The sequence below is a fragment of the Halovenus salina genome, assembly GCF_026410925.1.
Classification (GTDB): domain Archaea; phylum Halobacteriota; class Halobacteria; order Halobacteriales; family Haloarculaceae; genus Halovenus; species Halovenus salina.
In genome coordinates this window covers 14,248-38,235 of the sequence record NZ_CP112974.1, presented here as the reverse complement: position 1 = coordinate 38,235, position 23,988 = coordinate 14,248, and the positions used below count along the sequence as shown (strand labels likewise).

Sequence of the window (23,988 nt, the reverse complement as noted above, 5' to 3'; positions counted from 1 at the left end):
GCGGTCAGTCCACAGCTCGACTGACCGGGTGAGACTGATTCTATGACACGCTGTCAGATCAGTCCATCTCGCTTTCTCAGATACCCCACCATTTCCGCTGAAGAATCGACAGACAGCAGATCGGTCAATACTCGAAATGGGGTTGATGAAACAGAGGTTGGTCGCTGACGCACTGTCGAAGCACGCTACGAATTCAGTTCCTCACGAGCGGTCTCGTCGCCAGCGTATACCCACTCACCGTGACCAGCCTTCTCAACGCCCGGAACATCGTCGAAATCTCGCTGGACCGACTGCCACACCGAGTTCGCGTCGGTATACTCCTCGCTGTGGCGCTCATACACGTACTCACGCAGGTCAGCCGTCTGTGCCCTCTTTACCCCCCGCAATCGCTCGAACGCCGTCAGCATCGCCGTCTGCCCGGTCTCAGTCCGTGGTCGCTGATCGGCAAGATATGCTTTGATCTCGGCAAGAAATTCATCGGGTTCGGTGTTGGGCGTCTCGTCTTCTATCGAGACATCAAGATCACGGTGGTCAGCGAATGTTTCCGCGAGCTCGTCGCCAACCGCTTCCTCCCGGGTCTGTTCGAGCGCATCAACGCGCTGTTCGAGATCCTCTAATCGACGGAGTACATCACCAGTCTGCACCAGATCGGTGTCGCTCTCTCGGGCAGTCGCAACCGCATCCCGAATCACCTTCGCCTTGGAGACACCACGCTCCGCCGCCCGAGACTCCACCCACCCTGCCAGCTCATCGTCGAACGAGATTGAATATCGCTGCATCAGTGTTCACCAGCCTGCTGTTCACCGCTCTGGTGTAAAAAGATGTAGGCCATCACGTGAAAGCGGTGAGTCCCAACACTGACAACAGCGTCAGTTTTAGTGCTCTGTTGAATAGCGGTGATTGTGTTGGCAAGGATAATGTAGATCGGTTCGTGAGTGGGTGTACCAAGTGGTCCCAAAGTCGGTGTCGCTTCTACCTTGATCAGAGGCCGCTATTCAACAGAGCAAGTTTTAGTATTGCAGTGCCAACGTCGAACTATGGCAGAGAACCCAGACACCGACGAGCCGACCACTGAGGTCGGTTTGCTCTCGTTAATACTGTTGGTCACGGCTGTGTTGGTCGTCGTACTCGGAGGTGTAGTCGGCTATATCGTAGCGACTACGTAATAATTCCCCCCAGCCGTGCAGACCGTCGGGTCACATAACGAGCTTGCTGTGACCAGTTGGCCGTCGTATGTCACTCCGAGTCCGCGATAGTCATCACGGGAACGGGTGCGGAGCGAACCGTTTTTTCTGCCACGCTTCCGAGAAGAATGCGGTCAGTCCCGCGTTTTCCGGTCGTCCCCATCCCGACAGCGTCTATTTCGTGTGATTCGATACTCTCCAGTATTTCCTCGACGGGTGAGCCGTATTCGATGTGGCGGACAGTGTTCGCCACTCCACAGGCGTTGGCCTGTGAGACGACAGTTTCGACAGCGTCGGTCGTGGCTTGTTCGCTCTCCGTCTCGGACGCCGTCGAACGGACATCCGCTTCACCGACGGTATCGTCTACGACAGACAGGACGTGTACAGTCGCATCTAGCGCCGCCGCGAGTTCGATCAGCGACTCCGCAGCGTGTGTCGCTGCGGTACTCCCGTCGGTCGGGATGAGGATGTTCTCGTAAGGGAACGCCAGTTGTTCGTCGGGTTGCATGCGGACTGTGAGTACGGGAACCGACGAGAGACGGACGACCTTCTCGGAGACGCTGCCGAGAAGATATCGTGAAACCCCCTCACGGCCGTGGGTTGGCATCACGACGAGGTCTTGGTCGTATCGCTCGGCGTAGTCGATGATGGTCGGGGCTGGATTACCCTGGACGACGTCTGTCTTGTACCTGTTCCCGAGGGTGTCAAGTGTTTTTGCGGCCTCCTCAAGAATATCTTCGCCTTGTCGTTCGAGGACATCGACAGTCTGGCCTTCGACGACCGTGACACTGTCACGCGCGGTATCGGCAACGTAGATGACGTTGATGGTCGCACCGGCCCAGTGTGCGATCTCGCTGGCGTGGTAGAGTACCTCAGTTGCACCATCGCTACCGTCGTACGGAAGCAGGATGTTCTCGTACATTTGTCTGTGTGCTGGTTCGTCATCTGTTCCCCTAATAGTTTGTACTGTCTCTCTATGTGACTCCCTTCCTGCTGTCGACGCCTCGCAGAGGCGACTCCCGCCGAGATACTGTGGTCAATCAGCGTCGTTCTCGTCCGGTATGTCTTCGTCGACTGCGCCGACAGTGTCGCGGTCGACTGTCACCCTGACTTTCTGGATACGGGTGTTTTCCACCTGTTCGGCTCGAAGTGTGACGTTCTCGTAGTCGAACTCCTCGTCCTGTTCAACGAGCCGGCCTGCAAGGTTGAACACAAAGCCTGCGATGCTCTCGAACTCCTCGCCTTCTGGCAGTACGATGTCGAGCGCTTCGTTGATTTCCTCGATGTTGACCTCGCCGTTCACAAGGATAGCATCGTCACCGGCGAACTGAATCGGCGTTTCCTCGTCACCCGCTAGTATCTCACCGACTATCTCTTCGGTCATGTCTTCCATCGTGATGAGACCCTCAGTGGCACCGAACTCGTCGACCACGATGACCATGTGCAGTCGATTCTCGCGCATCTCGGAGAAGAGTGTATCGACGTTCTTCGATTCGGGAACGTGAAGCGTCTGACTGGCCTCATTTTCGACCTTGCTGTCGGCGAATTCGTCGTAGTTCGACTCGGTCAAGTCACGGATGTCGAAGACACCGACGACGTTGTCGAGCGAGCCCTCATACACCGGGAGACGAGCATGTCCTGACCCGATGCACTTTCTGATTGCTTGCTCAACGGTCGCCTCGCTCGAAATAGCCGCCATGTCGAGTCGCGGGGTCATCACTTCCTTGGCACTGGCGTCGGTGAACCGCAGAGCACGCTGGAGGCGCTGGCGTTCCTCCTCGTCAAGGACGCCCTCGCGCCCGCCCGTCTGAATCATATTCCGAATCTCATCCCGCGTGACGTACGTCGACTCCATGGACGGACTGCCGCCCGTAATTTGGTTCACGATGCGTGTCAGGTAGTAAAACACCGTTATGAGTGGCCACAGCACCTTCTTGACAGCGGTTAGTCCGAGGGCAACGCGTCGTGCGTGCAGTTCGGTGTTCTCGACGGCGTACGATTTGGGTGCGCTCTCGCCAAATACTAGCACCATCGACGTAATACCGAGCGACGAGACGATGACTGCTGTGCCGGCGTCGAAGTAGAAGCCGACGATAGTTGTCGAGATAGAGGACATAGTGATGTTGACGATATTATTTCCGACAAGAATCGTCACGAGGAGGCGATGAGGGTCCTCTTTGAGAGACTTGACCGCTTTCGCTCCGGGCAGGTTTCGTTCGACCATCGCGTCAATCTGGTGGTTTGGGAGAGAGAACAACGCAATCTCCGACGAGGAGAAAAACCCCGACCCGACCAAGAGCAGCAAAATCAGGCTCAAACCGATAGCGGTGACTGCTGTTTGACCCAGTTCGATGCCGGTGATCGGCACAGTGTACTATAAAAGCCAACCCTCGGATAGTGCTGTGAGCAGGGAAGTCCACATACTACCGCCTACTAGGTGCGCCAAAAAGTAACCCCTGGCTATCTTGATTCAGCGAGAGAATCTCGCGGTGAACGGTGCGGAGGATGTCACCAGAGAAACGTCTTGAATCACCGAGGGTTCCATCTGGCATTGTCACCAGTATTCACTAGTCTGATGCCACCAAAAAACACCAATACGATGTAAATAGACGATATCACAGAAATAATAGAAATACAAACCTATCGGAATATCCCGAATTACACTTTCAGTCTGGTTTACTTGGTTTTATTTCCCATCCCAACAGACTATTCTCGTATGGGAACTCTCTCACCAGTCGCGTTCGATATCGAAACATCAGGGCTTGCACAAGATGCCGTCATCACCGTCGCCGGATTCACCGACGATCTCGGCAGTTGGATGGTATTGAACACGGGTGGTCGTCACGCCGACAGTGACCACCTTCTCGACGAACTTCGGCAGTGTGTCGAGAATCCAGTCGGCCTCCGTGTCGTCGAGCATGAAGCGGCGCTGCTCGAAGCCGTCGACGGGTATGTTGACGAGCGACTCGGCGAGGACGAGTATCTGACCGCTTACAACGGCGAGACCTGGAACGGTGGCTTCGACCTCCCGTTCCTGCGCTCAGCGTGTCACCGCAATAACGTCGCATGGCCGTTTGACGACGTTGCCTACGCGGACACGATGGAAGCCATTCAGCGGTTCGACACGGGCGACACGGGCGATCTCGTCGGCGTCTACGACCGGCTGATTGGCGACGAGAGTTGCGATCCCTTCGACGACTCGAAACGTGCCGTCGAAACCTGGGAACACGGAGACTGGCTCCCGCTGCTGAAGCACAATCTGGCCGACATCGAGCGCACGCGAGAGCTCACCAGCCTCGCCAGTGAGTACGTCCCCAAGTCCGACTTCTCGATGAAGAATCTCGCACCACCCCAGAGTTGAGCAGACATGCTCAGACCGGGTCGGGACTGCCGCTGTCGAGGACTAAATCCTGCCCATTCTGCGGGTGTAGCGGAGGACTCTGCGAACAGAGCCACGGCAGTCCCTCAAAGTACGTTCTCAGGAAACAGCGGAAACGGTGGGGTGTGTGAAAACGGACATACCATTCACAGCCTGCCGTGTTCGGCATTCACGAAGTCCGAGTTACAAATCGATACCGGGGAGTTTCACTCGGCACGCGGGATGGTGAAATATATAGCGTGTCACAGAACCCATCGCACGGTCTGCCTATCCACTTCTTGTCAAGAGTCGTGTGCAAGATGGAACGCGCGAGTCTTGCAAAACGGCGAACCAAATCTTGGCCTGTCGAGACCAATATTTCAAGCCCTTGTACATGGATAGACAATAAACATAAACTTGCTTGAAAAATCACAAACTCATTATGTGATATTCCTTCAATATAGTGTGGTATTCATAAAATATAATATGCCGCTATTTGTGCCTGCAAATGTGAAAAGAGAGAGACGCCGCTTCCTACAGGTCTGTGGATCCATCACTGGCAGTATCGTCCTTGCTGGGTGTTCCGGCGACGATGATGAAGAAGAGGATGAGACACCGGAACCGACGACGACACCAACGCCCGAGCAAGAAGAAGAGACGCCGACGCCGGAACCGACGACGACACCAACACCGGAACAGGAAGAAGAGACGCCGACGCCGGAGCCTGAGCCTGCGTTTGGTTTGGTTGATGTCCAGGCTGAGCGAGTAATCATGCCGGACCAGACGACGTACGAAGCTACGGCCTTTGTCGAAAACTCTGGCGATGCTGATGGGACAGCAGAAATCACAGTCGAATTCGGACCGGTCAGAACCACGGTTGAGGAGAGTATTGCAACAGGTGAATCACTCCCACTGACAGCTGAATTTGATGCCGAAGTAATCGATGCTGGTCGGTACAACCTCACACTCACGCTTGGCGAAGAAACTAGGTCTGTTGACGTTGACGTATTCGCAGCCATAGACGAACCTAGCCTGTTCGGATCTGTCGTCTCGGAGGGTGATTCCTCATTGAGCGGCGCAGGAATTCAAGCGTTCGCGGTTAAAGATGGCGAGTTTGAGTACACCCGGACATCAGTTGATGACTCAGGCCACTTCGTGCTTGACCATCCTTACGAGCCTCGCTACACTATTGGTGGAGTACCATTGTATACCGAACCGGGTGAGTTCAACGGTGTTCCTCCTGTCTTCGACCTGGCTGGACGACAAGAAGTAACTTCGGAGGTCACTTTCCTCGGTCGGGTCGAAATACCTGAAGCCTACCGAACCGAAGTCCAACTCGTCGATACTGCTGGCGAACCACTGGAAGATTTCACGCCAATTAGTATCAGAACACCAGGCGGAAGTGGTGAGAACAATTTCACGACAGATGGAGAGGGATACATGATTGCAGAAGATGGCTCAGAAACGGGAATCGCAGCCCCATCACAGGAACACGGGGAGTATGAAATTGAGGCTAGGCACGACGACGGCCGCGAAGTTTTTGGAACGATTTACGGGAGTTCCGAGGGAGAAGAGTTCACATTTGAGGTTGAAGACCCAGATCGGTTCAGATAATACAACCAGGTCTACTTCGGAGCCCGTTATCGAGTAGAGCGAAACTGCAATAACACTTTTCAAGTATATAAAATATATCAAGCAAATTTAAATAGAGACCGAATAATTGTTTTTATATTATCGATAACAAAACCAAATCCTTACTGATGTAATAGCTTGTAAATGATTAGGACGAGTCGACAGTGATCGACTGCTGAACTCACTCTCTGTATGTTGCATACCAATTCGAATATCAGTTTTATCGGTAGTTTCCTCAGCGGCCAGCCCACATCGCTACTGAGCAGTTGTGAACGATTCTACGACACGCTAACAGATGAAACAGTGGGGGGTCTCGCTGTGCGAACGTACCCGGTTCCAAGATGGGCACGCGAGGATTTGAACCCAGGGCCGTCCGGATGATCGGCCCACTGACCGATGGCCGCGGGACGTGCCGCGCGGACTCACGTCCCCGGTGAGCCGATCTTGATCCGGGTGTTCTGCCGGACTGAACTACGTGCCCGCATATCGATATTCGACTACCGCACGAATAACCTCCTGGCTCTGCTCCCACTCTCTGAGATGCCCGTCTCTCATCTGGCGAGGCAACTACTTAGTTCGTGATTCGTCACAAGTTCCCGTGCAAGAGAGACAGCGCGAGTCTTGCATGACGGGTATGAACACCCGGGAACAGAATCACCTGACTACTCTGGACCTTGCCAGCGGGCAACCTCCCCAGTGGCACTGTCGACAGTCCCATACACAATGACCTCATCGCCATCTGGCTCCACGGCTGTCTGGAGAGTTGTACCAGTACCGACTGGTTCGTCGCTGGTCAGCGAACCGACGCGGTCGGTGAACAGGCTCGGTGCCTCCTGTGGTTGTGCGACGAGTGTCTTGGCGTCAGTGTCGGCAACGACTTCGATCGTGAGCGACCCGAAATCGCCAGTATCAGCGGACTCGTAATTAAACGACAGTGCATCTGCCGGAACCGCCTGGCTGGCCGCTTTCTCAGACAAGTTGTCTGTGGGGACGGACACCGTCGTGAGTTCACCGATTGCACCCTCGCTGTTAACGGCAAAGGCGGTCACCGAGTCTCCTTCCGGATCAACTTGTGCCGCAACACTGTCATCAGTGCCGACAGACCGTTCCTGTGGCTGGATCTCGGCGTATCCGCCCGAATCAGCCTCTACCCTAATTCCTGCTGCGTCAGTCTCTTCGGTGACTGTTACCCAGAGTTCACCGAACTGCTGGTCACCGGGGGGTTCGTACTGGAACGTGAGCGCCTCTGGCGACACCAGTTCTGCAGCCGCTGCCTCTGAGAGTTCTTTCTTTGTCGAGTCCTCAGTCAGTTGTTCGATATCATACGTTCCGGTCGCAGTGATGTGGTCGTCACTCACCTCGACTGATCTTGAGTTGTCGATTGTCGCTGTTCCGAATGACGTCTTGATTGTCTCTTGTCTGTCCGCACTGAGTTCGGTCGCGGTAAGGGCAAACCGCGATTCGAACGTGTCTCCACCTGCGTCGAACTCCACTGCCGACACCACGTTTTCGCCGGGCTGTGGTCCAAACTGCATGTCAGTGTTGGGCTGGAAGTCTCCGAATAGTCGTTCACCCGTTGCTGGCCCGAGCTGACCAACTACAAGGTCACCGGACCCGGCCTGTTCGAGCAGTTCTGTCACGTTTTCGTTTGTCTCGAAGATCCTGGACTGGTCCCCGTCTCCGGCGGCAATTGTCTGCTCGAGTTGGCTGGTATCTGGCCCAACAATGACTGTCTCGTCTGCGACTGCTACCACAGGTGGATCGTTCACTGAATCAGGAGCTTCAACGGGCTCATACCGGTCGAACCCACGGTCTGTGCTGGTTTGTTCGTAGGCAATACCAAACGTTTCGTCTGTAGGCTCGATCAATCGTTCGTGCAACTGGTCGGTTGCAAAGGAGCCTTCGGCGATTATGACCCTATTTGTGGCAGTAATCTCACTTACTGTCGAGTCGGACGTAGCCGTGGAGCTCACGGCTTGGCCGAGCCCAGCAAATGAGAGCGTCAATTGGCTAACTCCGACAGCTGCCCCGCCTATGACGAGCGGATACAGAGCCAGCGGATCGTCGACGGATGGTTCTGAAGACCCATTAGTGCCAGTTACGCCGTGTTCCGGAAGATTATCTAAATTGGCGTAGGCAAAAAACAGCCCACTCTGGTCTGTCGTCAGCCACTGGCCGTATGGCAAGTCACTTGCCGGGTCGAACGTGTCCGTTGGGGTGTCAGTTGGAGTGTCAGTCGGAGTATCATCAATTGGCGTGTTGTCGGTTGGCGTGTCGTCGGCAGAGTTGTCGTCTGATTCTTCATCGTTATCGCCGGTGCAGCCAGCCAATGCTGCTGTCAGGGCGCTCATCCCGACCAGGAATCGGCGTCGAGTCTGACTCGTCTGTGTCGCACTGGCGTCGTTGTTGGAGGTAAAGGGAGGGGACATACTGTAACGTTTCTATCAAAAGACACGTACTATCCGACAAAAAGATTGTCAGCACTGTTTCACACCAAGCAACAGCTTACAGAGAGATGGACCACCGCTCGTGTTCTTATACGCCCCCTCGAAAGACCACCATGCTTGGAATGGAGTGGTACTGCATCCTGTAGACGATTTCACGCTTGTCGTCCCAAACCGATGTCGGAACCGTGGTCACGATTTCACTCATCTGCTCTCGCCGCCAATCAACACGACTTTCGTTTTCCACCCGCCACAATCGATATCTCCCGTCGCATCGAATGGAGACAACACAACACCACCCACCATGACTGAAACTGATCTTTCCCACGAAGCCACAGATATCTGTGACCAACTCCCCGACAGCGCCGATGTTGAGCCAGCTGAGATTCACGACAAACTGACCACACTCGTTGAGGACTATCAAGTACCGACTGACGAAGCTCGCCGCAGTATCATGAACAACTATCTTGACGACACAAATATCGACCCGGATGATGGCGATATGGAGAATCAAACCGTCTCCATCTCCGAGATTGACAAACCCGAGGAGTGGGTCGATCTGACGGCCAAAGTCGTCGAGTTGTGGGAGCCACGAAGTGACGCAATCGGCCAAGTTGGTCTTCTCGGTGACGAGACAGGGACCATCAAGTTCACTGCATGGGCCAAATCCGATCTGCCAGCGCTCAGCGAGGGCCACGCCTACCATCTCCAGAATCTTGTCACTGACGAGTACCAGGGCCAGTATTCTGTCAAACTCAACTCCACCACCACGATCGAGGACCGCGACCAAGAGATCGAGGTTGGTGACAACAGCACCGAACTGGCTGGCGCACTCGTCGATATCCAACAAGGCAGTGGGCTCATCAAGCGCTGTCCTGCAGACGATTGCACTCGTGTCCTCCAGAACGGACGCTGTTCGGAACACGGCGAGCAAGAAGGCGACTTCGATCTCCGAATCAAAGGCGTTCTCGACGATGGCGACACTGTCCAGGACGTGATCTTTGGCAAAGAGGAAACCGAAGCAGTCAGTGGCATCTCGCTGGCAGAAGCCCAAGAACGGGCGATGGACGCACTCGATACGAGTGTGGTTACTGACGACATTCAGGATGCCACGCTGGGGCAGTACTACCGTGTGTCCGGCCCGATCATGGGCCGGTACCTCCTCGTTGACGAGTTCGAGCGCCTTGGCCAGATGGACGATCCCGACCAAATTCTGATTCGTGCGAGGTCGATGTAGATGAGTCAGCAAGACCAGGCACCCCAACGTGAACTGGCCCACCGAGTGTTCGCACGCGAATTTAACGACGCCACACACACCTTCCGCGAATCCGATGACGACCGGGCACCGGTCTACGCACTGCTCCCCACAGGAGCGAAAGCCAACCGGGTCTTCATCGTCGGGACGGTAACCGAGACCAACGATGTCGGCAGCGACGACGAGTACTGGCAGGGCCGGATCGTTGATCCAACTGGCACCGTGTTTGTCTACGCCGGGCAGTATCAGCCCGATGCCGCGGCGCTCCTGCGGGAACTCGACCCGCCTGCGTTCGTCGCCGTTGTCGGGAAACCGCGAACGTACGACACCGACGATGGCGAGACAAACGTCTCGCTGCGCCCGGAACACATCACCGTCGTTGACGAAGCGACCCGGAATCGGTGGGTGGCAGAAACCGCTCAGCAGACCCTCGATCGGCTTGAGGCAGTCAATACACCCAGTGGCCAGTATGTCGAACTCGCACGCCAACAGTACGGAAGCACAGTTGACCCGTATCGCCAAGCCGTTATCGAAGCCGTGGAGTCACTGGATAGCGTCACAGACCAACAGAGACCAGGAGACGGAGCTGACGACCCAGACACTCCGGCAACCGACCCGTCGGACGTAACAACATCAGACGCGGAGGCTGGCAGTCAGGAGGCTGAGAACACTGACGATGATGAGCCACTTGGAGAGTTCGAGTCAGATGAACTGGGACTCGATACAACCGACCCGCAGTCGTAACGCCGGTTGGTCACTGCCGTCTCAGAGTTAGACAGGACCAGTCCACACCGCTCCCGTACGCACCCCACGGAACCAGTCAGACACATATCTGACGGGGTATTAAGACCGACACAGTCAAGCGATTAGCTGGAGTGCCACTCGATCTGCTGAACGGCTCCACTCCCCATCCTTCCCGACGGCACTCCTGCTTCAAGACTGGTGCAAATTGGCGCGGTAGGCACGACCACGGAATCTGCAATTCACAAAATATCATCAGTCGTTTTTGGGTCGGTTTTTGGTAAACTGGCGGAGCTAGCGGAATACGTTGATATTGATGTTCCGGGCTTACAAGTCCCGTGGTTGGACGGTCTTGCGCTCGTTCTGTTGGGCTCGGCGTGCAGCGTCCGCGAGCAATTCCTCAACATCTTCGTCAAGGGCCTCGTAGAGATCAGAGGCGACGTTCATTTCATCGAGTTCTTCCTGGACAGCCGCTTTGACAACAAGATTTACCATACAAGAGAATCGAGATGAGAAATTCAAATAGCTTCTGATACGCTACGCAGACGGCTGTCTCGTGCCGGAACTCCTCTGTGTCCTCAATTTGCGGATGTCAGACCTATTCGTGACGGGTGATCAAGACCGACACAATCAAGCGATTAGCTGGAGTGCCACTCAATCTGCTGAACGGCTCCACTCACCATCTTTTCCTGATGGCACTTCCCCCTTCAAGACTGGTGCAAATTGGCGCGATAATCACGACCACACAGTGTCTATCATTCGCTGACCGCTTCTTGCACAATCTCGATTTCCTCGTCGGTGAGTCCGTACAGCTCGTAGACAATCTCATCGATTAGCTCGTCAGTCTTCTCAATCTTGGCCTCCAGTTCCTCAGCTCGTTCTTTGGTCGCAATGTAGCTCTCCAAGCCCTCACGAACTTCATCGACGGCAGGCAATGTCAGTTTCCGTAGCCGGTCAACCAGCGAATTCGTCTTCGTCGCAGTCTCACGGAAGTTTGCGAATCCGCCTGCCTCGTCAACAGCAACCGGGACGAACGCCTCAATCAGGTCCGCCTCGGTTTCGGTGAGATCCGTGATTCGGAGTGCAGGCAGTGGGTCAGTCTCAGTATAGCCCCATTGGTCGGTTTCATACGCATCCTCGTCGTCGGGCTTGTAGCGAGCAGTCAATCGGATTTCGACCGTTGTATCGGATTCACGGGAAACAGTGACCTCACCGAGACGGAGGTTTGGTTTCTGCTCTGTCGTCTCTTGAAGAATTGAATCAGCTGATCCCTGTGGTGGTTGTGTAAAGCCAATATCTGCAAGAGTAGTCTCTTCTGAGTAAGAGCCGAGATAGTCAAGAAGAGACAGATTAAGTGATTCACGATTATCACGGAGAGCTATCATTTCGTTAGCTAATTCTGGAAGGGCCTCATTTGCCCCCGTTATTATTTCATCAATATCGAACGTCTCAAGAGTATCACTTCCCGAGACATATCCCTCGTAATTCGATACGAAGTGTTCTTTGTCGAAATCTGTAGAATCGTTAGACGGAATGGGTATCGAAAAAGGATTCAAATAATCAGTTTTGAATGTGAAATACCCTCCACGAAGAGCATATCCTGTATTCTTCAAAAAGTACCAGAGTACATCGGTATTAATGATTGGAAGGAGATATTTCTCACTAACATAGCTGTCGTTAGTTTTTATACCATACACCTTTGTCTTGTGGTATAATCCGTCAGAGTCGTAAGTAAAGTTCGTTCCATAACTAATCTCAGGCGTCAGTATTTTTTCTTCTTCGAATTCAGTCAGGTTTTTTGGATATACATAATCATACCAACCATCACGATCCATTTTACCACTTTCTCTTGCTCGGATCGATTCTTCATGTGACTTTAGATAATCATATGTTCGGGGATAATTTTCTGCAAGCACATCCTCTGTGACAAATTCAGCGTCTCTCCCATCATCCGTGTCACTCAATAAGTAAGGAAAGATAACAAAATAATTCGGGTTGAGAGGATAATACCGATGAACATCTTCTCCCTTTAATAGAGGTTTCAATAGCTCTGTTTCGAGTGTCCACTCCTCACCGTCTTCTTGACTACGTACTGTTACGTAATCATCATCCGCTTCCTCAATCTTTTCAAGTAAATATATCGAGTCGCCGCTGGTCACAAGACCTTGATATATACGGTTTGTAACGGTTTCAAGGTCCGGACCAGCGTCGGCAATTTTTTCTAAAATTGCTTCAGTTTGTGCATCGCGGAATATCCACGGATTATCGTCATAGTCTGCCTCAATGTATCTGAATGATGGATTCTCTCCCATAGACAGTTGTTCAGGGGGTATCTCGGCATACTCAAATTCAGTCGTTTCGGCTTTTCTGATGAAAAGGAGACAGGTATAGACAGAAGCCCCTTCAAACACCTGATTATGTCGGAAAGAGACTATCTTATAAAGAGACTTTCGTTTTGAAAGATACTCACGCAACCCTTTACCAAAGTCACTCTGGAAAAACTTGTGTGGCTCTATATATCCGAGAATTCCGTTTTTACCAAGTAGCATCTCACCTTTTTCAGTGAAATTAGCATAAATATCAAAATTCCCTGTTGCAGATTGATATTTAGATGTAAAGTATGATGCCTGCTGGGGAGTGTTATTTCGAAGAGTTTGAATGCGGATATACGGTGGGTTCCCTACAATCGCATCAAACCCAGCACCCCCTAATCTATCCCCATCAGATCCAAAGAACACCTCAGGGAACTCCAGTTCCCAGTGGAAGAATTCTTCCTCATCAGCCATCGCTTGTGCACTCTTGAACCAGTCATTCCCACGAATCTCCCCCCACTCACCTTCGTCTTCAATTGCACCAGCCATCTCCTCGTACACCCCTTCGGGGATGTCCAGTCCAAATTCTTCGGCAGTATGCACGTTCGCAATCTCGAACAATCGCTGATACAGTGGGTCGTCACGGATTTCATCGTAGAGTTCTTCCATCGACTTGATATCGGCCAAGTCGTTGTTGTCGATTGCCAGCAGCTCCTCCATGAGATCCATAACGTGTTCGAGCGTTTGCTGGCGAGCGTGGGCAAACGACTGTGTTAGCGTCAACTGCCCACCGTTCTCCTCAGAATCATCCGACAAAACCTCCGAGATATCCGAACCCACGAGTGAGTTTCCGTGCTTAATATGGTGATCGAGGAACGCCAGCGGTTTGTTAGCTGCCAGCGTCTCCAGCCACATCGAGAGCTTCCCTAACTCGACTGCCATCCCGTTGATATCGACCCCGTAGATACACTCTTTGGCGATTGTTCTTCTGATCGTTTGCTCGTTCCGGCCCTGGCGCTCCTGTTCACGAACAATCTCCATCACTTGCTCGGTCAGATACGCGGTAGCACTTGTGAGGAAGTGCGCTGAACCCATCGCCGGGTCAAGAATCTTCAACTCCTGTACCTCTGCGTAGAATCGACCGAAGTACTCCTGGTCGCTCGGGTCCAGCCCGTCAGCCTCTAAATCGGCTCTAATCTCATCAAGCAGTGGATCAACCGTCTCCTCAACGATGTAATTCACCACGTAGTCAGGCGTGTAGTAGGCTCCAGTGGCCTTCCGCTCACCATCGTCGTTGACGACGTACAACTCACCCTCCTCGACTGTCTCGACTGCCTCAGCCACACTCACTTCCGTTCCTGGCTTCCAGACCTGTCCACCGTCTTCAGCGACGGCAGCATACGGTTCTGACGCAATGCGGAATTCGTGTTCGAGGAGCCCTTCGTAGATACTGCCAAGGTGACGGGTATCGAGATCGGCATAGTCGGCTGGGACTGGCTCTCCTTCTTCGTTTTCGGTCGTCCCCAATCGATGAATGACCTCCGCAATGTATCGGTCTGCAACCTCGTTGTCGGCTAGGAACGTGTGTTCTTCCTCATTGAAGAGGCCGCCATTGTACGGAGGGATACCGAGGTTTTCCTGGCCTTCGTCGATTAGATTGAACAGGTCCTCTAACTGTCCCCAGATTTGGGTCGCGTACCCGCTCCAGTCGTCGTATGAGTCACCCGATGTGATCCGGTCGTGAATCTCCAGCCTGACTTCATCGAGCGAGAAATGCTCGTCGTACTCTTCTTGGGCGTCAGGGTCGTCGGGATGGATCAGTCCCCGAGATTCGGCATACAGCACGAACATCAGCCGGTACAGTAACACCAATGACTGCTCTTTCAGTTCTGCTCGTGCCGCTGCATCGTCAGGGTCGATGTTCAGGTCATTCGTGTGGATGAATCCTTCACCAAGAACCCGCAGCGCGGTGAATACATTATCCTGCAAATCCTCACCGAGTTCCTGTGCGGCGGTTTCTGACTCGTTCCAGACCCGGTCGAGAAACGTTGTTCCGCCAGTTTCACGGAATGCGTCGGGCCGGAAGAACGCATAGAAATATTTGAATTCCTCTATGTCACCAGATTCGAGCAGTTCGGGAAGGTCGACTTCGTAGTAGACCTCTGTGGCGTAGTCTTTGGTCCCGTAGAGCCGCCATTTCTTGCCGTTCGTGAGAATTCCCCACTGTAACCGCTCAGGCGTCCGTTCGAGATAGTATTTGATCTGGTGAGAGGCATCTCGGTACGAGCGATCTTCGTTGAATTTCTTGGTGAAATCGACATCCCACTGCTTTGCCTCTAAGACAGCGGCTGCCATCCCGTACATCGCTTCGGTGTCCCCATCCAGTCCACGCTTGGCGGCATCTCGGCGGGTTTCTTCAGAGGCGAATAGCAACCGGTCGTTGTAGCCATTCCCTCGGGGGATTGTCGTCTCTGATTGTCTACCGAACCCTAGGATATCAAGTACCTCATCAATCCACGAACCCAACAACGCATGTTCCTTGTATCCCGCAACCAGCCCGCCTTCCTCGTCCCATAGACGTTGTAGTTCCTCGAAGGTCTCGTGGGCTTCCTGGTCACAGTCCCATTCTTCGAGATCATCAATTCGCTCGTCGAGATAATACCCAGAAAAGAGACTCGAATTGCGATAGGGCGACGGACTCAGCGTAGCCTGACTCATGAATACACTAGAAGGGAAAACGAATCACAAAGAAACTATTGATAGACACAACGAACATCATCGAATCGTTCACAATTGCAACATACTCAGAGGTAAAAAATAAGTTGATTGTCAACATACCACATAATACGGGGAGACTCATGCCAGAATGCCCCGTCTGCAACGAAGAATACGAAGCAAGTGGGATACATCAACACCTCCGTTCCCACGAGAAGGGTGAGCTGGCTTCAGTAGTGGCTCAGGTTGCGAGGAACAGCGAGCAAACCATTGACCAACCATCCACGGAGGATTCTGTATGGCACCAGATCCAGACCCAGAAAACGGAGATCGCTCACCAACGGAAGAAACGGAATCAGCGGGTGAATCAGCATCTGACCAACCTCGACGACCAAATCAAGGAAACGCTCCAATGACAGATCAAACCCCCCGCGAAGAACTCAAAGACTCCTTCGACCGGAACCAACTCATCCAGCGTAACATCGACATGGCACTCGATGTTGTCCTACGGACGAATCCTGCGGAAAACATCCTCAAGAATATCGATGACGATGAGTTGCAAGACCAGTCCAGAGATCAAGTGCAGTCCATGATGAACGAGTGGCTCGATATGTATCGGGATATGCTCGAGGAAGGACGGCCACTGCCGCGGGATTTGATTGGTCGGTCTGCTGAACTCGCAGAAGAGCGCAGAGAACAGGAACCCAGAGTCTCATCCGAATCACGAGGTGGGCGTCGGTGAATCGGGACGAACACATGGCTGTCGACGAGCAATTACTCGGCTACACTGACGAAGGAGTCCACGCCTTCATTGATCAGTCAGCAGCCTGGCTCGGATTTGGACATCGGTCGGTTCGGCACACGACCGAGACCATCGAGTACATCGAATCGATGAAAGGAGAAGAAGCTGCTCGAATCGCAGTGCTTCACATCCTGATCGATAATCAGGTTCTTGACCGCGAGTGGCTGGAAAGCGAGGTCGTCCCGGGCCGAGACTGACAGACACGAGAAGAGTGTCACAGAACAATTAGCAGACCAAAGGACAGGGTGGGAACCTGGGTGACATGACCCCAATAATCCTGCAGGATAAATGGTATATCACGATATCAATTTTTGATGTCTAAACTCCACAGGTTCAGCAGATGGTTTTCTACAAACAACCGGAATTTTGACAAGAAGGGCGAATTGAAACCATACTCTCCGACATGGTCCTCGACCTCCACAGGACCTCCCGGATTTAGAGATCAGTTTACTTTTCAACCTAAGGGACAATCAGTACACGAGATCAAACTCCGTGGATACAGAAATCAAGAACTAAACATAAGCAGCACTTTCGTGATTAATGATCGATAGCCGATTACAAGCGATATACGTTGTCGGAATCGCTCTCAACACCGTTGCAATGCTCTCCACAGCCAAAGCAGGCGAATGGCTAATCACCGTGACATTCGGTGTAGTAATTGTATATCTTTCTTTCCGCTACCGGATGGCTACCTCTTCGTGACTCTTCAACAACGCTTGAAATCGCGCATTTTTCTGGTGGATTGGATCGTAAAAGGAATGTAAAATATAATATCCGAATTTGTAAGATTTCTCTAGTCAGGTGTTTGTGGTTGTGACTCCGGCCCACAGCGAAAGAAAAAAACGAGACAGCCTATTTTGAACAACTAATGGTGGCTAATACCAGCAGTTCCCCTCCCGACAGCCAGAGACACAGACGGTCGTTATGGAGACGGTCAGTGCTTTCAGTGGTACTCACTCTTGTGACCTTTGCCACACAGATACCTGCTGTATCCGCTCATGGTGGTGAACAGGCCGTAACGCCACATTTTGTCACAAAGTGGCACGGGCTCGTGGTTCTGTTGGTCGGTATAGCGGTACTCGTCGGAGGCGCTCTTGCAAAGCGCACTGAGCGACTCTCGCCAACTCGTGCGCTTGGTGTGGTCTTCCTGGGAATAGTCCTTGCTAGCTTGGGTGCAATCGTCTTCGAAGGTCTTTCGCCCGACCCCACGTACACGGCAGATTCAATGCCGTTCCCGCGGGCGTGGTACACACCCATCGCGCTGATGACAGGCCTCCTCACAATGATTGTGAGCATCATCGTTGGGATAACCCGATGGCCGACGCGTCCGCGCTATACCTTTCTCGGCATCCTGATGGGTGCCTGGATTCTCTACCCCGAACTGTTCCCGGACCTCACCAGCATCACCCACCCACTCGGCTACCTCATCGTTTTGAGTACGCCTGTACTCGTGGGATACATCATCTGGACTGACGCCTGGGGAGTCCTCCGTGCTGTTCTGCAAGATCGCGTCGTCCGGCAGTTCAGTCTCGGTGTCGCCGTCGTGGCTACACTGTTTTTCCTGATGGGAACGGGATATGTTTCGTTTTTCTGGGAGGATGGTGGTGTGACAGAGACCACTGTCGTCGTCTTGCCAGTTGTCTATCAACTCGTCCAGTGGCCGACACTAGAGATCGCTCTTCCGCAAATTCCGATGTTTATCGCAATTTCACCAGGAGTTGTCATACTGAACGGTGTTATCGGTGTTCTCGTCGGACTCAATGCAGCTCTCATCGCTCGGCGCTGGCGGGTCAACGAATCTGCAGGGACGACTGAAGGGACCGCAGGAACGGCAGCAATTGTCGGTTCCTGTACCTGTGGTTGCTGTGGCCCACTTGTCGCGAATATCGCAACCGTGGCCGTGAGTTCCACTATCGCGGCCCCACTGTATTGGCTGTTTGTCGATTCGGACTCACCACTCGGGGTGATTTTCGTCGTCGGCGCTATCGTGTTGTTCACCGGGACGCTCGTTTACTCGGCAAGAACAGCGACCCGAGAGAGTAGCTCTGTTTGTGCAGTCCCAGCCGACTGAGGCAATAGGTAGCAAAACTCTTAGGAAAGTTTCTCTATCGGCTTTGGCTCACTTCCGGTAGGTACATGTGGGGCCCGAACCGAAATCATCTAAGGATGTGCATTTACTGTCAAAGACCCGAAAGTGAGGGGAATTCAGACGAAAAGATAGAATCCTCTACGACTCAGGAAGAATCCAGCCAACCAGATTCGGACCACCGCTCGAAACTATCCAACATCGTTGCCGGACTGCTGGGAAGTTAGCTACGATTCTATCAGGGTCCTCGAACTGTTAGCGGCGATGAGGCCTCCGCTGGTTATTACCGCGACGGCAGCCGTCAGTGGGTTGAACAAGCCAACAACCGTTGCAGAAATTGCCAACCCGTTGTACACGAGGGCTAATCTATTGTTCTGTCGAACACGACTGCTCGCCGCGCTCGCGATGTCGAATGCTATCTCGACGGAACTGATTTTGTCGTCAGCGATGGCAATATCTGCGGCATCAGCCGCTAAGGCGGTGCCGCTTCCGAGTGTAATTCCAAGATGGGCCGCCGCGAGTGCTGGTGCGTCGTTTGTCCCGTCACCGACCATCGCAACCTGCCCCTCGGATTTGAGCTGCCGAATTGTCGCAGTCTTCCCCTCGGGCGGCACATCTGCGAACGCGTGCGTGACGAAGTCATGCTGGCTGAAAAAGTCCGTAGCTTCCTCATCATCGCCGGTCAGGACGACTATTTTCGTTCCCTGATTTCCGAGACGAGTTACGACGTCATCCCAGCCACTTCGGGGTTCGTCTCCCACAACAATGATTCCTTCTGCCGTTCCATCTCGGCCGACGATGACCGGGAGTCGCCCGAAGCCTCGGGCATCGCTGACTCGTAATTTAAGATCATCGCTCACTTCCCATCCTTGCTCCGCGTAGAGGTCGAGATTACCGACAAGGATTTCTTTGCCATCGACGACTCCCTCAATTCCGGATGCATAACTCGTGAATTCACTGACTGTTCTTGAATGTTTGATGTCGCTCTCTGTGCTCCTCCCGCCATCAGAGAGAGGCGACTTAGTGTCCCCCGCCTCACTGGCAAACGCAGTTGCGATTGCCTTTGCAGCGGGGTGTGACGCTCGATTCTCCAGTTCCGCAGCCATTTCGGAGGTCCGTCGGAGCATCAGCTTCGATCACGTCCATTTCTCCAGTCGTGAGCGTTCCCGTCTTGTCGAACACGACGATGTCTATGTCGCGAAGACGCTCGAAAACGGTCTCATCAAACACGACGATACCTCGCTGTAAGGCTTCGTTGAGGCTTGTCGCTACGGAGAGTGGTGTCGAAAGCCCGAGGGCCCACGGACTCCCCACGAGCAAGACCAGCAAGAACAGTCGGATTGCCTCCAGGACTCCGATTCCAAATACCACTGCTCCAATGCCCACGAGAAGGGCGATACCGCCGATTAACCCAACAATACGTGAGGCTAACTGATCGGCATGACGCTGAACGCCGTGATCTGCACTCTGCAGATTCCAGACTGCTGTCGTTATTCGGTCAATACTGCTCGTAGCGTTTTCTCCAACCTGGACAATCGCTGCGTCATCTGTGACGATTGAACCACCGACAACATCGTCACCCGTTTGCTTCAAGACTGGAAGAGATTCGCCTGTTACCACTGATTCATCGACAGTACAGGGCCCCTCAACAGTACGCCATCAACGGGGACTCGTTCACCCTGTCGGACGAGTACACGTTCACCCGATGTCAGCTCCTCGACCGCCACTTCTCTCGTCGTTCCCTCTCCGTCGTACACTTCTGCAGTATTTACTTGTGAAACAGTAAGTTCTGTAAGTTGCCCCAGTGCGCGCTGTTTGACTGCTGACTCGTAGAACATTGCTGCTGTCACGACAGCAGCGACCACAATAGTCAGATCAAAGAAAACATCGTTCCGTCCAAGAAGAATCGCGACTGTGCCATAAGCGTAGGCGCTTAGCGCAGTAATTGCAACAAGCAAGTCTGTGTTCGGGCGTCGCATTTTTAGACTAATGTACGCGCCGCGTAACACTGGCAATCCTGTAAAAAAGAGAATGATGCCCGACAACACGAGGTAGAGGCGGAGGAAAAAAACCGCACCCGCACCACTCGGTTGGAAGCTTCCCTCAAAAATTTCGAGGAACTCCCAATTGAAAACCGAGGCGAGATGGGCTGGATACACGATCGCGACATACGGCATCATCAGAAACGCGCCGAAAAGAAGTCCAACAGCGTAGCGAAACTCTAAGATATTGTCGTCCGGTCGCTTTTGCATCCCTGGCGTTTCTTGTGCTTGTCGAGCTGTACTTGCTGCCTCCTGTCCAGCACCCGATGCGTGCTCACGCAACGATGCCGTATACCCGAGCGTACTCAGTGCCTCTCTGAGCTCGGTCTTGGAGACTCCGTCAGGTTCGTGTTCTATCCGTATCGTTTCGGTCACATAGCTTGCCTCAGCATCGATAACTCCTTCCTGTCCGTTGGCAACTGCTTCTAGAAAGGCTTCACACGTCACAGAGTACATCCCATCAATGCGGAAGAATGTGCGAGCATGGCCGTCACTCGGCCCGTTGTCACGATTGTCTGCTATATTGTGTTCGGTGGCGCGGCCACTTTCTCTCCCGCTGGGTTTAATATCTCGTTCCCGAGGTTCGGCAGCACCGAGTGTTGTATAGACATCCTGACACCCAGGCGAACAAAACGAAACCTCCTCATCGTTTTCAGTGGCAGGTATAGAAAGTTCACGTCCACACAAGCTACAGTTGCCAGGACAGGTTGATTCAGTAGCCAACGTCCGAAGCCTCCATTGTGCGAAACATACGAAGGAACTCAGCACTTTTGTCCGATCGCTGTTCCATTACCGGGTATTGTGCTCCAAGAATCATAAGCACATCTCTCTCGGTCCGAATCTGTGGAAGAGTTATGGCTGTGGTAACAAGCTAATCAAAAATGTGTTTAACTATTAGCAATAAGGTTTCATCTGAAGCAGTTATTTAGGTGATGTCTCATCATCTGTCTCTTTTTGGCGGTCGCACCCACCCAGATCGCTATTTCATAATGAACCATCGTTCAACCGCGCTCCAGTGGCTTCAAGCAACAGATACGGAACGGTTCATGGACACCTGCTGTCAGCTCTGAATGTGGAGGGAATACATGATGACTGCAAGGCCGAGAGCTACGAATATACTGTTAATAAGGACCCCGACTTCTAATGAGACCGAGAAGAACTGATTAGCCACGCCTGTAAGCAATGCTCCAAGAGTGATGATACCGAACCCGACACCCAGAACCCGCAACGACTCCTCACCAGTTCGTCGATAGGCTTTGAATGCGATGTAAGTGATCCCACCGCCGAGAAGTAAGATTACTGACTTGACCACTGCAATTGCTGTTATAATCTCGTTCATACCTCATCTCCCATCTTGGACCAGATGTCTGCAAGACGTTCGTCAGTCGACTGCTGTTGCTCTCCTATACTTACTGAAAACTCACCTGTGTCATCCATAGTTATTATCACGTCGTCAAACGATTGTTTATAGTGAGTGACCCGTCCTCCTCCTGGATTGATCGTCTCTTGCTCCACAACAAGAGATGCTGAACTGAGAAGTTCTAATTTTCGATACAGTGTTGACCGTGGGATATCACAGGCGGTGACGAGTTCGTTGGCAGTCATAGGTTCAGTCGTTTCACGGAGAATAGCCCGACAGTCTGGATCATCCAGCGCATCAAGCACATCCTGTAGTTCCGGTGTATCTCCGGAAGGCAATGAATTGTCCCCCATTGAATTATAGAAATACGTCAGGATATTCTCTGATATTGGCATCCTGGTCGCCTTGTAGACGTACAACATCACGTTGGACTGCGATCTCCTGGTCGTGATAGAGACGCCCTTGGCGGAGTTGTCGAAGTGGTGGTGACATGGTGACACTGCTATCGAGGAGGTCCGGGTGGTCCCGAGTCGGGAATCCGATCAGATTGGCGTCCAATCCAGAGACGACTCAGGAGTCGTGTTCCGGATGAGTGAATTTTACACTCAGTCATGTTCCTCGTATACCTCAAGAATTTCTTGGTAGCGATTTCGTATCGTCAATTTGCTCATATTCGTAGCGTCACTCACTGTTTCCTGTGTTAGTTTCTCATTTGTGAGTTGGGCCGCGGCATAGAGGGCTGCGGCCGCCAATCCTGCTGGACTTTTTCCACTGTGAATCGCATGATTTGTCGCCACCTCCAGAAGTTCACGGGACAATTGTTCTGTCTCATCGCTCACCCCAAGCGATGATGCGTACTGAGGAAGATACTGTGAGGGTTCTTCCGGCTCGATTTCTAATCCTAACTCACGAGAGAGGTGTCGGTATGCCCGCTGAATACGAAGTTGTTCGACACGACTGACATTAGTGACAACCGTCAGCGAACGTGGGAGGTCATGCTGTCGAGCAGCTGCATATAATGAGGCAGTTGCCATTCCTTCTATCGAGCGTCCAGGCAACAGATTCTCTTTGACAGCACGCCTGTAGAGGGCACCTGCCGTTTCACGAACCGGTTTTGGAAGCCCAAGAGCTGATGCCATTCGATCGATCTCGCCAAGAGCGTGCTTAAGATTTTCCTCGTGGGCACCCTTTGTCCGAAATCGCTCATCCCACGTCCGGAGGCGCTGTAATTGGGCACGTTTACGAGCGGAGATAGCCTGGCCGGAGGCATCCTTGTTTTGCCAGCCGATTATCGTACTCAGCCCCTTATCATGCATCAGATGAGTCGTTGGAGTCCCCACCCGACTCTTTTCATCGCGCTCGTTGGCGTTATAGGCGCGCCATTCGGGACCTCTGTCGATTGGATTTTCCTCGAAAACCAACCCACAGTTTTCACACGTAGCCTCTCCCCGCTCGCTAGTCTGTGTGATTTTGCCCTGACACTCGGGACAGGTGTCTCCTTCTCCTTGCGTTGGTCCCCGTTTGTGGTCCTCTGAAGATGGTTCACCGCCTTGATTGGGATGTGTCATTGAAGTCTTTAAGATAGCTTTTTTCCCAACAAATAGTGGGCTTTCTTAACAGGAACATGGAGTACCTCCGTAATGAAGATACGGCGGAATCTCATTCAGTGGGAATTCGGCCTGCAAATGCCATTATACAGAATGAGTGGCAAGTATAGAATCATTGTTTATCCAATTCGTTGGGGTGCATTGTCTCTTACTTGCTGCCGACACAAGTGTAATTCTCAAGTAGTTTCCCCCTCCGTTGTACTTCTTCAGAGCCAAAGAATGAGACCGGTGTGAACAAAAAGCAGAATCCCACTCAATAGGATTCCGCCCTACTTCTTTATTAGTGGTGTACCAATACGAGATGTCGACATACAAAAGTTCCCCAGTAAGTGTATGAGCGAAGACATACTACAGTGGAACCACCTTCGAAAAACGTTTTCACCGTCACATGGGATCTCAAACCAGTAATTGTGACCATGCATCTCGCAGTCGCAACACTGACACTCCTCA

17 protein-coding genes and 1 pseudogene are annotated in these 23,988 nt (G+C 52.7%); 7 read left to right on the top strand and 11 right to left on the bottom strand.

The genetic code is table 11. The annotated features are described in order from the left end of the window. Positions 1-185: 185 nt before the first annotated feature. The 3 genes from OSC37_RS17975 to OSC37_RS17965 form a co-directional block, all read right to left on the bottom strand. A complete protein-coding gene (locus tag OSC37_RS17975; protein WP_267164402.1) occupies positions 186-779 on the bottom strand; it encodes a hypothetical protein in 594 nt (197 codons plus the stop codon). A 457-nt stretch (positions 780-1,236) separates the two neighbouring features. After that, positions 1,237-2,106 carry a universal stress protein gene (locus OSC37_RS17970; protein WP_267164401.1) on the bottom strand — a complete coding sequence of 290 codons (870 nt, stop codon included), beginning with the start codon at positions 2,104-2,106 and terminating at the stop codon, positions 1,237-1,239. A gap of 114 nt (positions 2,107-2,220) precedes the next feature. Then, the gene (locus OSC37_RS17965) at positions 2,221-3,552 is read right to left on the bottom strand and encodes a hemolysin family protein (RefSeq protein ID WP_267164400.1); all 1,332 of its coding nucleotides are present in this window, start codon (positions 3,550-3,552) and stop codon (positions 2,221-2,223) included. Positions 3,553-3,900: 348 nt separating this feature from the next. Between OSC37_RS17965 and OSC37_RS17960 the strand changes: the two genes are divergently transcribed. After that, on the top strand, positions 3,901-4,545 hold the full coding sequence (locus OSC37_RS17960) for a 3'-5' exonuclease family protein (protein ID WP_267164399.1): 645 nt from the start codon (positions 3,901-3,903) through the stop codon (positions 4,543-4,545). Between the two features lie 414 nt (positions 4,546-4,959). After that, complete coding sequence (locus OSC37_RS17955) at positions 4,960-6,156, top strand: hypothetical protein (protein ID WP_267164398.1); 1,197 nt, start codon at positions 4,960-4,962, stop codon at positions 6,154-6,156. Positions 6,157-6,836: 680 nt separating this feature from the next. Here the strand turns inward: OSC37_RS17955 and OSC37_RS17950 are convergent. Then, positions 6,837-8,525, bottom strand: a complete 1,689-nt coding sequence (locus OSC37_RS17950) for a hypothetical protein (RefSeq protein ID WP_267164390.1) — start codon at positions 8,523-8,525, stop codon at positions 6,837-6,839. A gap of 397 nt (positions 8,526-8,922) precedes the next feature. On the opposite strand from OSC37_RS17950, the gene OSC37_RS17945 reads away from it, so the two are divergent. Both OSC37_RS17945 and OSC37_RS17940 read left to right on the top strand, forming a co-directional pair. After that, on the top strand, positions 8,923-9,855 hold the full coding sequence (locus tag OSC37_RS17945; RefSeq protein WP_267164389.1) for a replication factor A: 933 nt from the start codon (positions 8,923-8,925) through the stop codon (positions 9,853-9,855). After that, complete coding sequence (locus OSC37_RS17940; RefSeq protein WP_267164388.1) at positions 9,856-10,617, top strand: RPA family protein; 762 nt, start codon at positions 9,856-9,858, stop codon at positions 10,615-10,617. It begins immediately after the preceding gene. Between the two features lie 324 nt (positions 10,618-10,941). Here the strand turns inward: OSC37_RS17940 and OSC37_RS17935 are convergent, their stop codons facing one another. Both OSC37_RS17935 and OSC37_RS17930 read right to left on the bottom strand, forming a co-directional pair. Further along, positions 10,942-11,109: a histone-like protein gene (locus tag OSC37_RS17935; protein WP_267164387.1), complete on the bottom strand. Its 168-nt coding sequence runs from the start codon at positions 11,107-11,109 to the stop codon at positions 10,942-10,944. Between the two features lie 260 nt (positions 11,110-11,369). Beyond that, entirely contained in the window at positions 11,370-15,644 is a 4,275-nt protein-coding gene (locus OSC37_RS17930) for an Eco57I restriction-modification methylase domain-containing protein (protein ID WP_267164397.1), read from the bottom strand. 409 nt (positions 15,645-16,053) lie between these two features. Here OSC37_RS17930 and OSC37_RS17925 point away from each other — a divergent pair, with 409 nt between their 5' ends. From OSC37_RS17925 to OSC37_RS17915, 3 genes are all read left to right on the top strand, one after another. Further along, complete coding sequence (locus OSC37_RS17925) at positions 16,054-16,383, top strand: hypothetical protein (RefSeq protein ID WP_267164386.1); 330 nt, start codon at positions 16,054-16,056, stop codon at positions 16,381-16,383. After that, positions 16,380-16,640: a hypothetical protein gene (locus OSC37_RS17920; protein WP_267164385.1), complete on the top strand. Its 261-nt coding sequence runs from the start codon at positions 16,380-16,382 to the stop codon at positions 16,638-16,640. The genes OSC37_RS17925 and OSC37_RS17920 overlap by 4 nt, the downstream gene beginning before the upstream one ends. Positions 16,641-17,494: 854 nt before the next feature. Then, entirely contained in the window at positions 17,495-18,514 is a 1,020-nt protein-coding gene (locus OSC37_RS17915; RefSeq protein WP_267164384.1) for a hypothetical protein, read from the top strand. A gap of 242 nt (positions 18,515-18,756) precedes the next feature. On the opposite strand, the gene OSC37_RS19065 is transcribed toward OSC37_RS17915, so the two are convergent. The 5 genes and pseudogenes from OSC37_RS19065 to OSC37_RS17895 form a co-directional block, all read right to left on the bottom strand. Beyond that, a complete protein-coding gene (locus OSC37_RS19065; RefSeq protein ID WP_368409606.1) occupies positions 18,757-19,656 on the bottom strand; it encodes an HAD-IC family P-type ATPase in 900 nt (299 codons plus the stop codon). Then, a pseudogene (locus tag OSC37_RS19060) lies at positions 19,565-21,339 on the bottom strand (HAD-IC family P-type ATPase); the annotation flags it as partial. The gene OSC37_RS19065 and the pseudogene OSC37_RS19060, both read right to left, overlap by 92 nt. 292 nt (positions 21,340-21,631) lie before the next feature. After that, a complete protein-coding gene (locus OSC37_RS17905; RefSeq protein ID WP_267164382.1) occupies positions 21,632-21,910 on the bottom strand; it encodes a DUF7521 family protein in 279 nt (92 codons plus the stop codon). Then, entirely contained in the window at positions 21,907-22,284 is a 378-nt protein-coding gene (locus tag OSC37_RS17900; protein ID WP_267164424.1) for a winged helix-turn-helix domain-containing protein, read from the bottom strand. Before OSC37_RS17900 ends, OSC37_RS17905 begins: the two co-directional genes overlap by 4 nt. Before the next feature lie 252 nt (positions 22,285-22,536). After that, a complete protein-coding gene (locus OSC37_RS17895) occupies positions 22,537-23,499 on the bottom strand; it encodes a transcription initiation factor IIB (RefSeq protein WP_267164381.1) in 963 nt (320 codons plus the stop codon). Between the last annotated feature and the right edge of the window lie 489 nt (positions 23,500-23,988).

Coding starts and splice junctions, on each gene's coding strand:
- OSC37_RS17940 (WP_267164388.1), top strand. CDS start 9,856: ATGAGTCAGCAAGACCAGGCACCCCAACGTGAACTGGCCCACCGAGTG.
- OSC37_RS19065 (WP_368409606.1), bottom strand. CDS start 19,656: ATGCTCCGACGGACCTCCGAAATGGCTGCGGAACTGGAGAATCGAGCG.
- OSC37_RS17905 (WP_267164382.1), bottom strand. CDS start 21,910: ATGAACGAGATTATAACAGCAATTGCAGTGGTCAAGTCAGTAATCTTA.
- OSC37_RS17935 (WP_267164387.1), bottom strand. CDS start 11,109: ATGGTAAATCTTGTTGTCAAAGCGGCTGTCCAGGAAGAACTCGATGAA.
- OSC37_RS17895 (WP_267164381.1), bottom strand. CDS start 23,499: ATGACACATCCCAATCAAGGCGGTGAACCATCTTCAGAGGACCACAAA.
- OSC37_RS17925 (WP_267164386.1), top strand. CDS start 16,054: ATGACAGATCAAACCCCCCGCGAAGAACTCAAAGACTCCTTCGACCGG.
- OSC37_RS17900 (WP_267164424.1), bottom strand. CDS start 22,284: ATGGGGGACAATTCATTGCCTTCCGGAGATACACCGGAACTACAGGAT.
- OSC37_RS17950 (WP_267164390.1), bottom strand. CDS start 8,525: ATGAGCGCCCTGACAGCAGCATTGGCTGGCTGCACCGGCGATAACGAT.
- OSC37_RS17975 (WP_267164402.1), bottom strand. CDS start 779: ATGCAGCGATATTCAATCTCGTTCGACGATGAGCTGGCAGGGTGGGTG.
- OSC37_RS17945 (WP_267164389.1), top strand. CDS start 8,923: ATGACTGAAACTGATCTTTCCCACGAAGCCACAGATATCTGTGACCAA.
- OSC37_RS17930 (WP_267164397.1), bottom strand. CDS start 15,644: ATGAGTCAGGCTACGCTGAGTCCGTCGCCCTATCGCAATTCGAGTCTC.
- OSC37_RS17960 (WP_267164399.1), top strand. CDS start 3,901: ATGGGAACTCTCTCACCAGTCGCGTTCGATATCGAAACATCAGGGCTT.
- OSC37_RS17970 (WP_267164401.1), bottom strand. CDS start 2,106: ATGTACGAGAACATCCTGCTTCCGTACGACGGTAGCGATGGTGCAACT.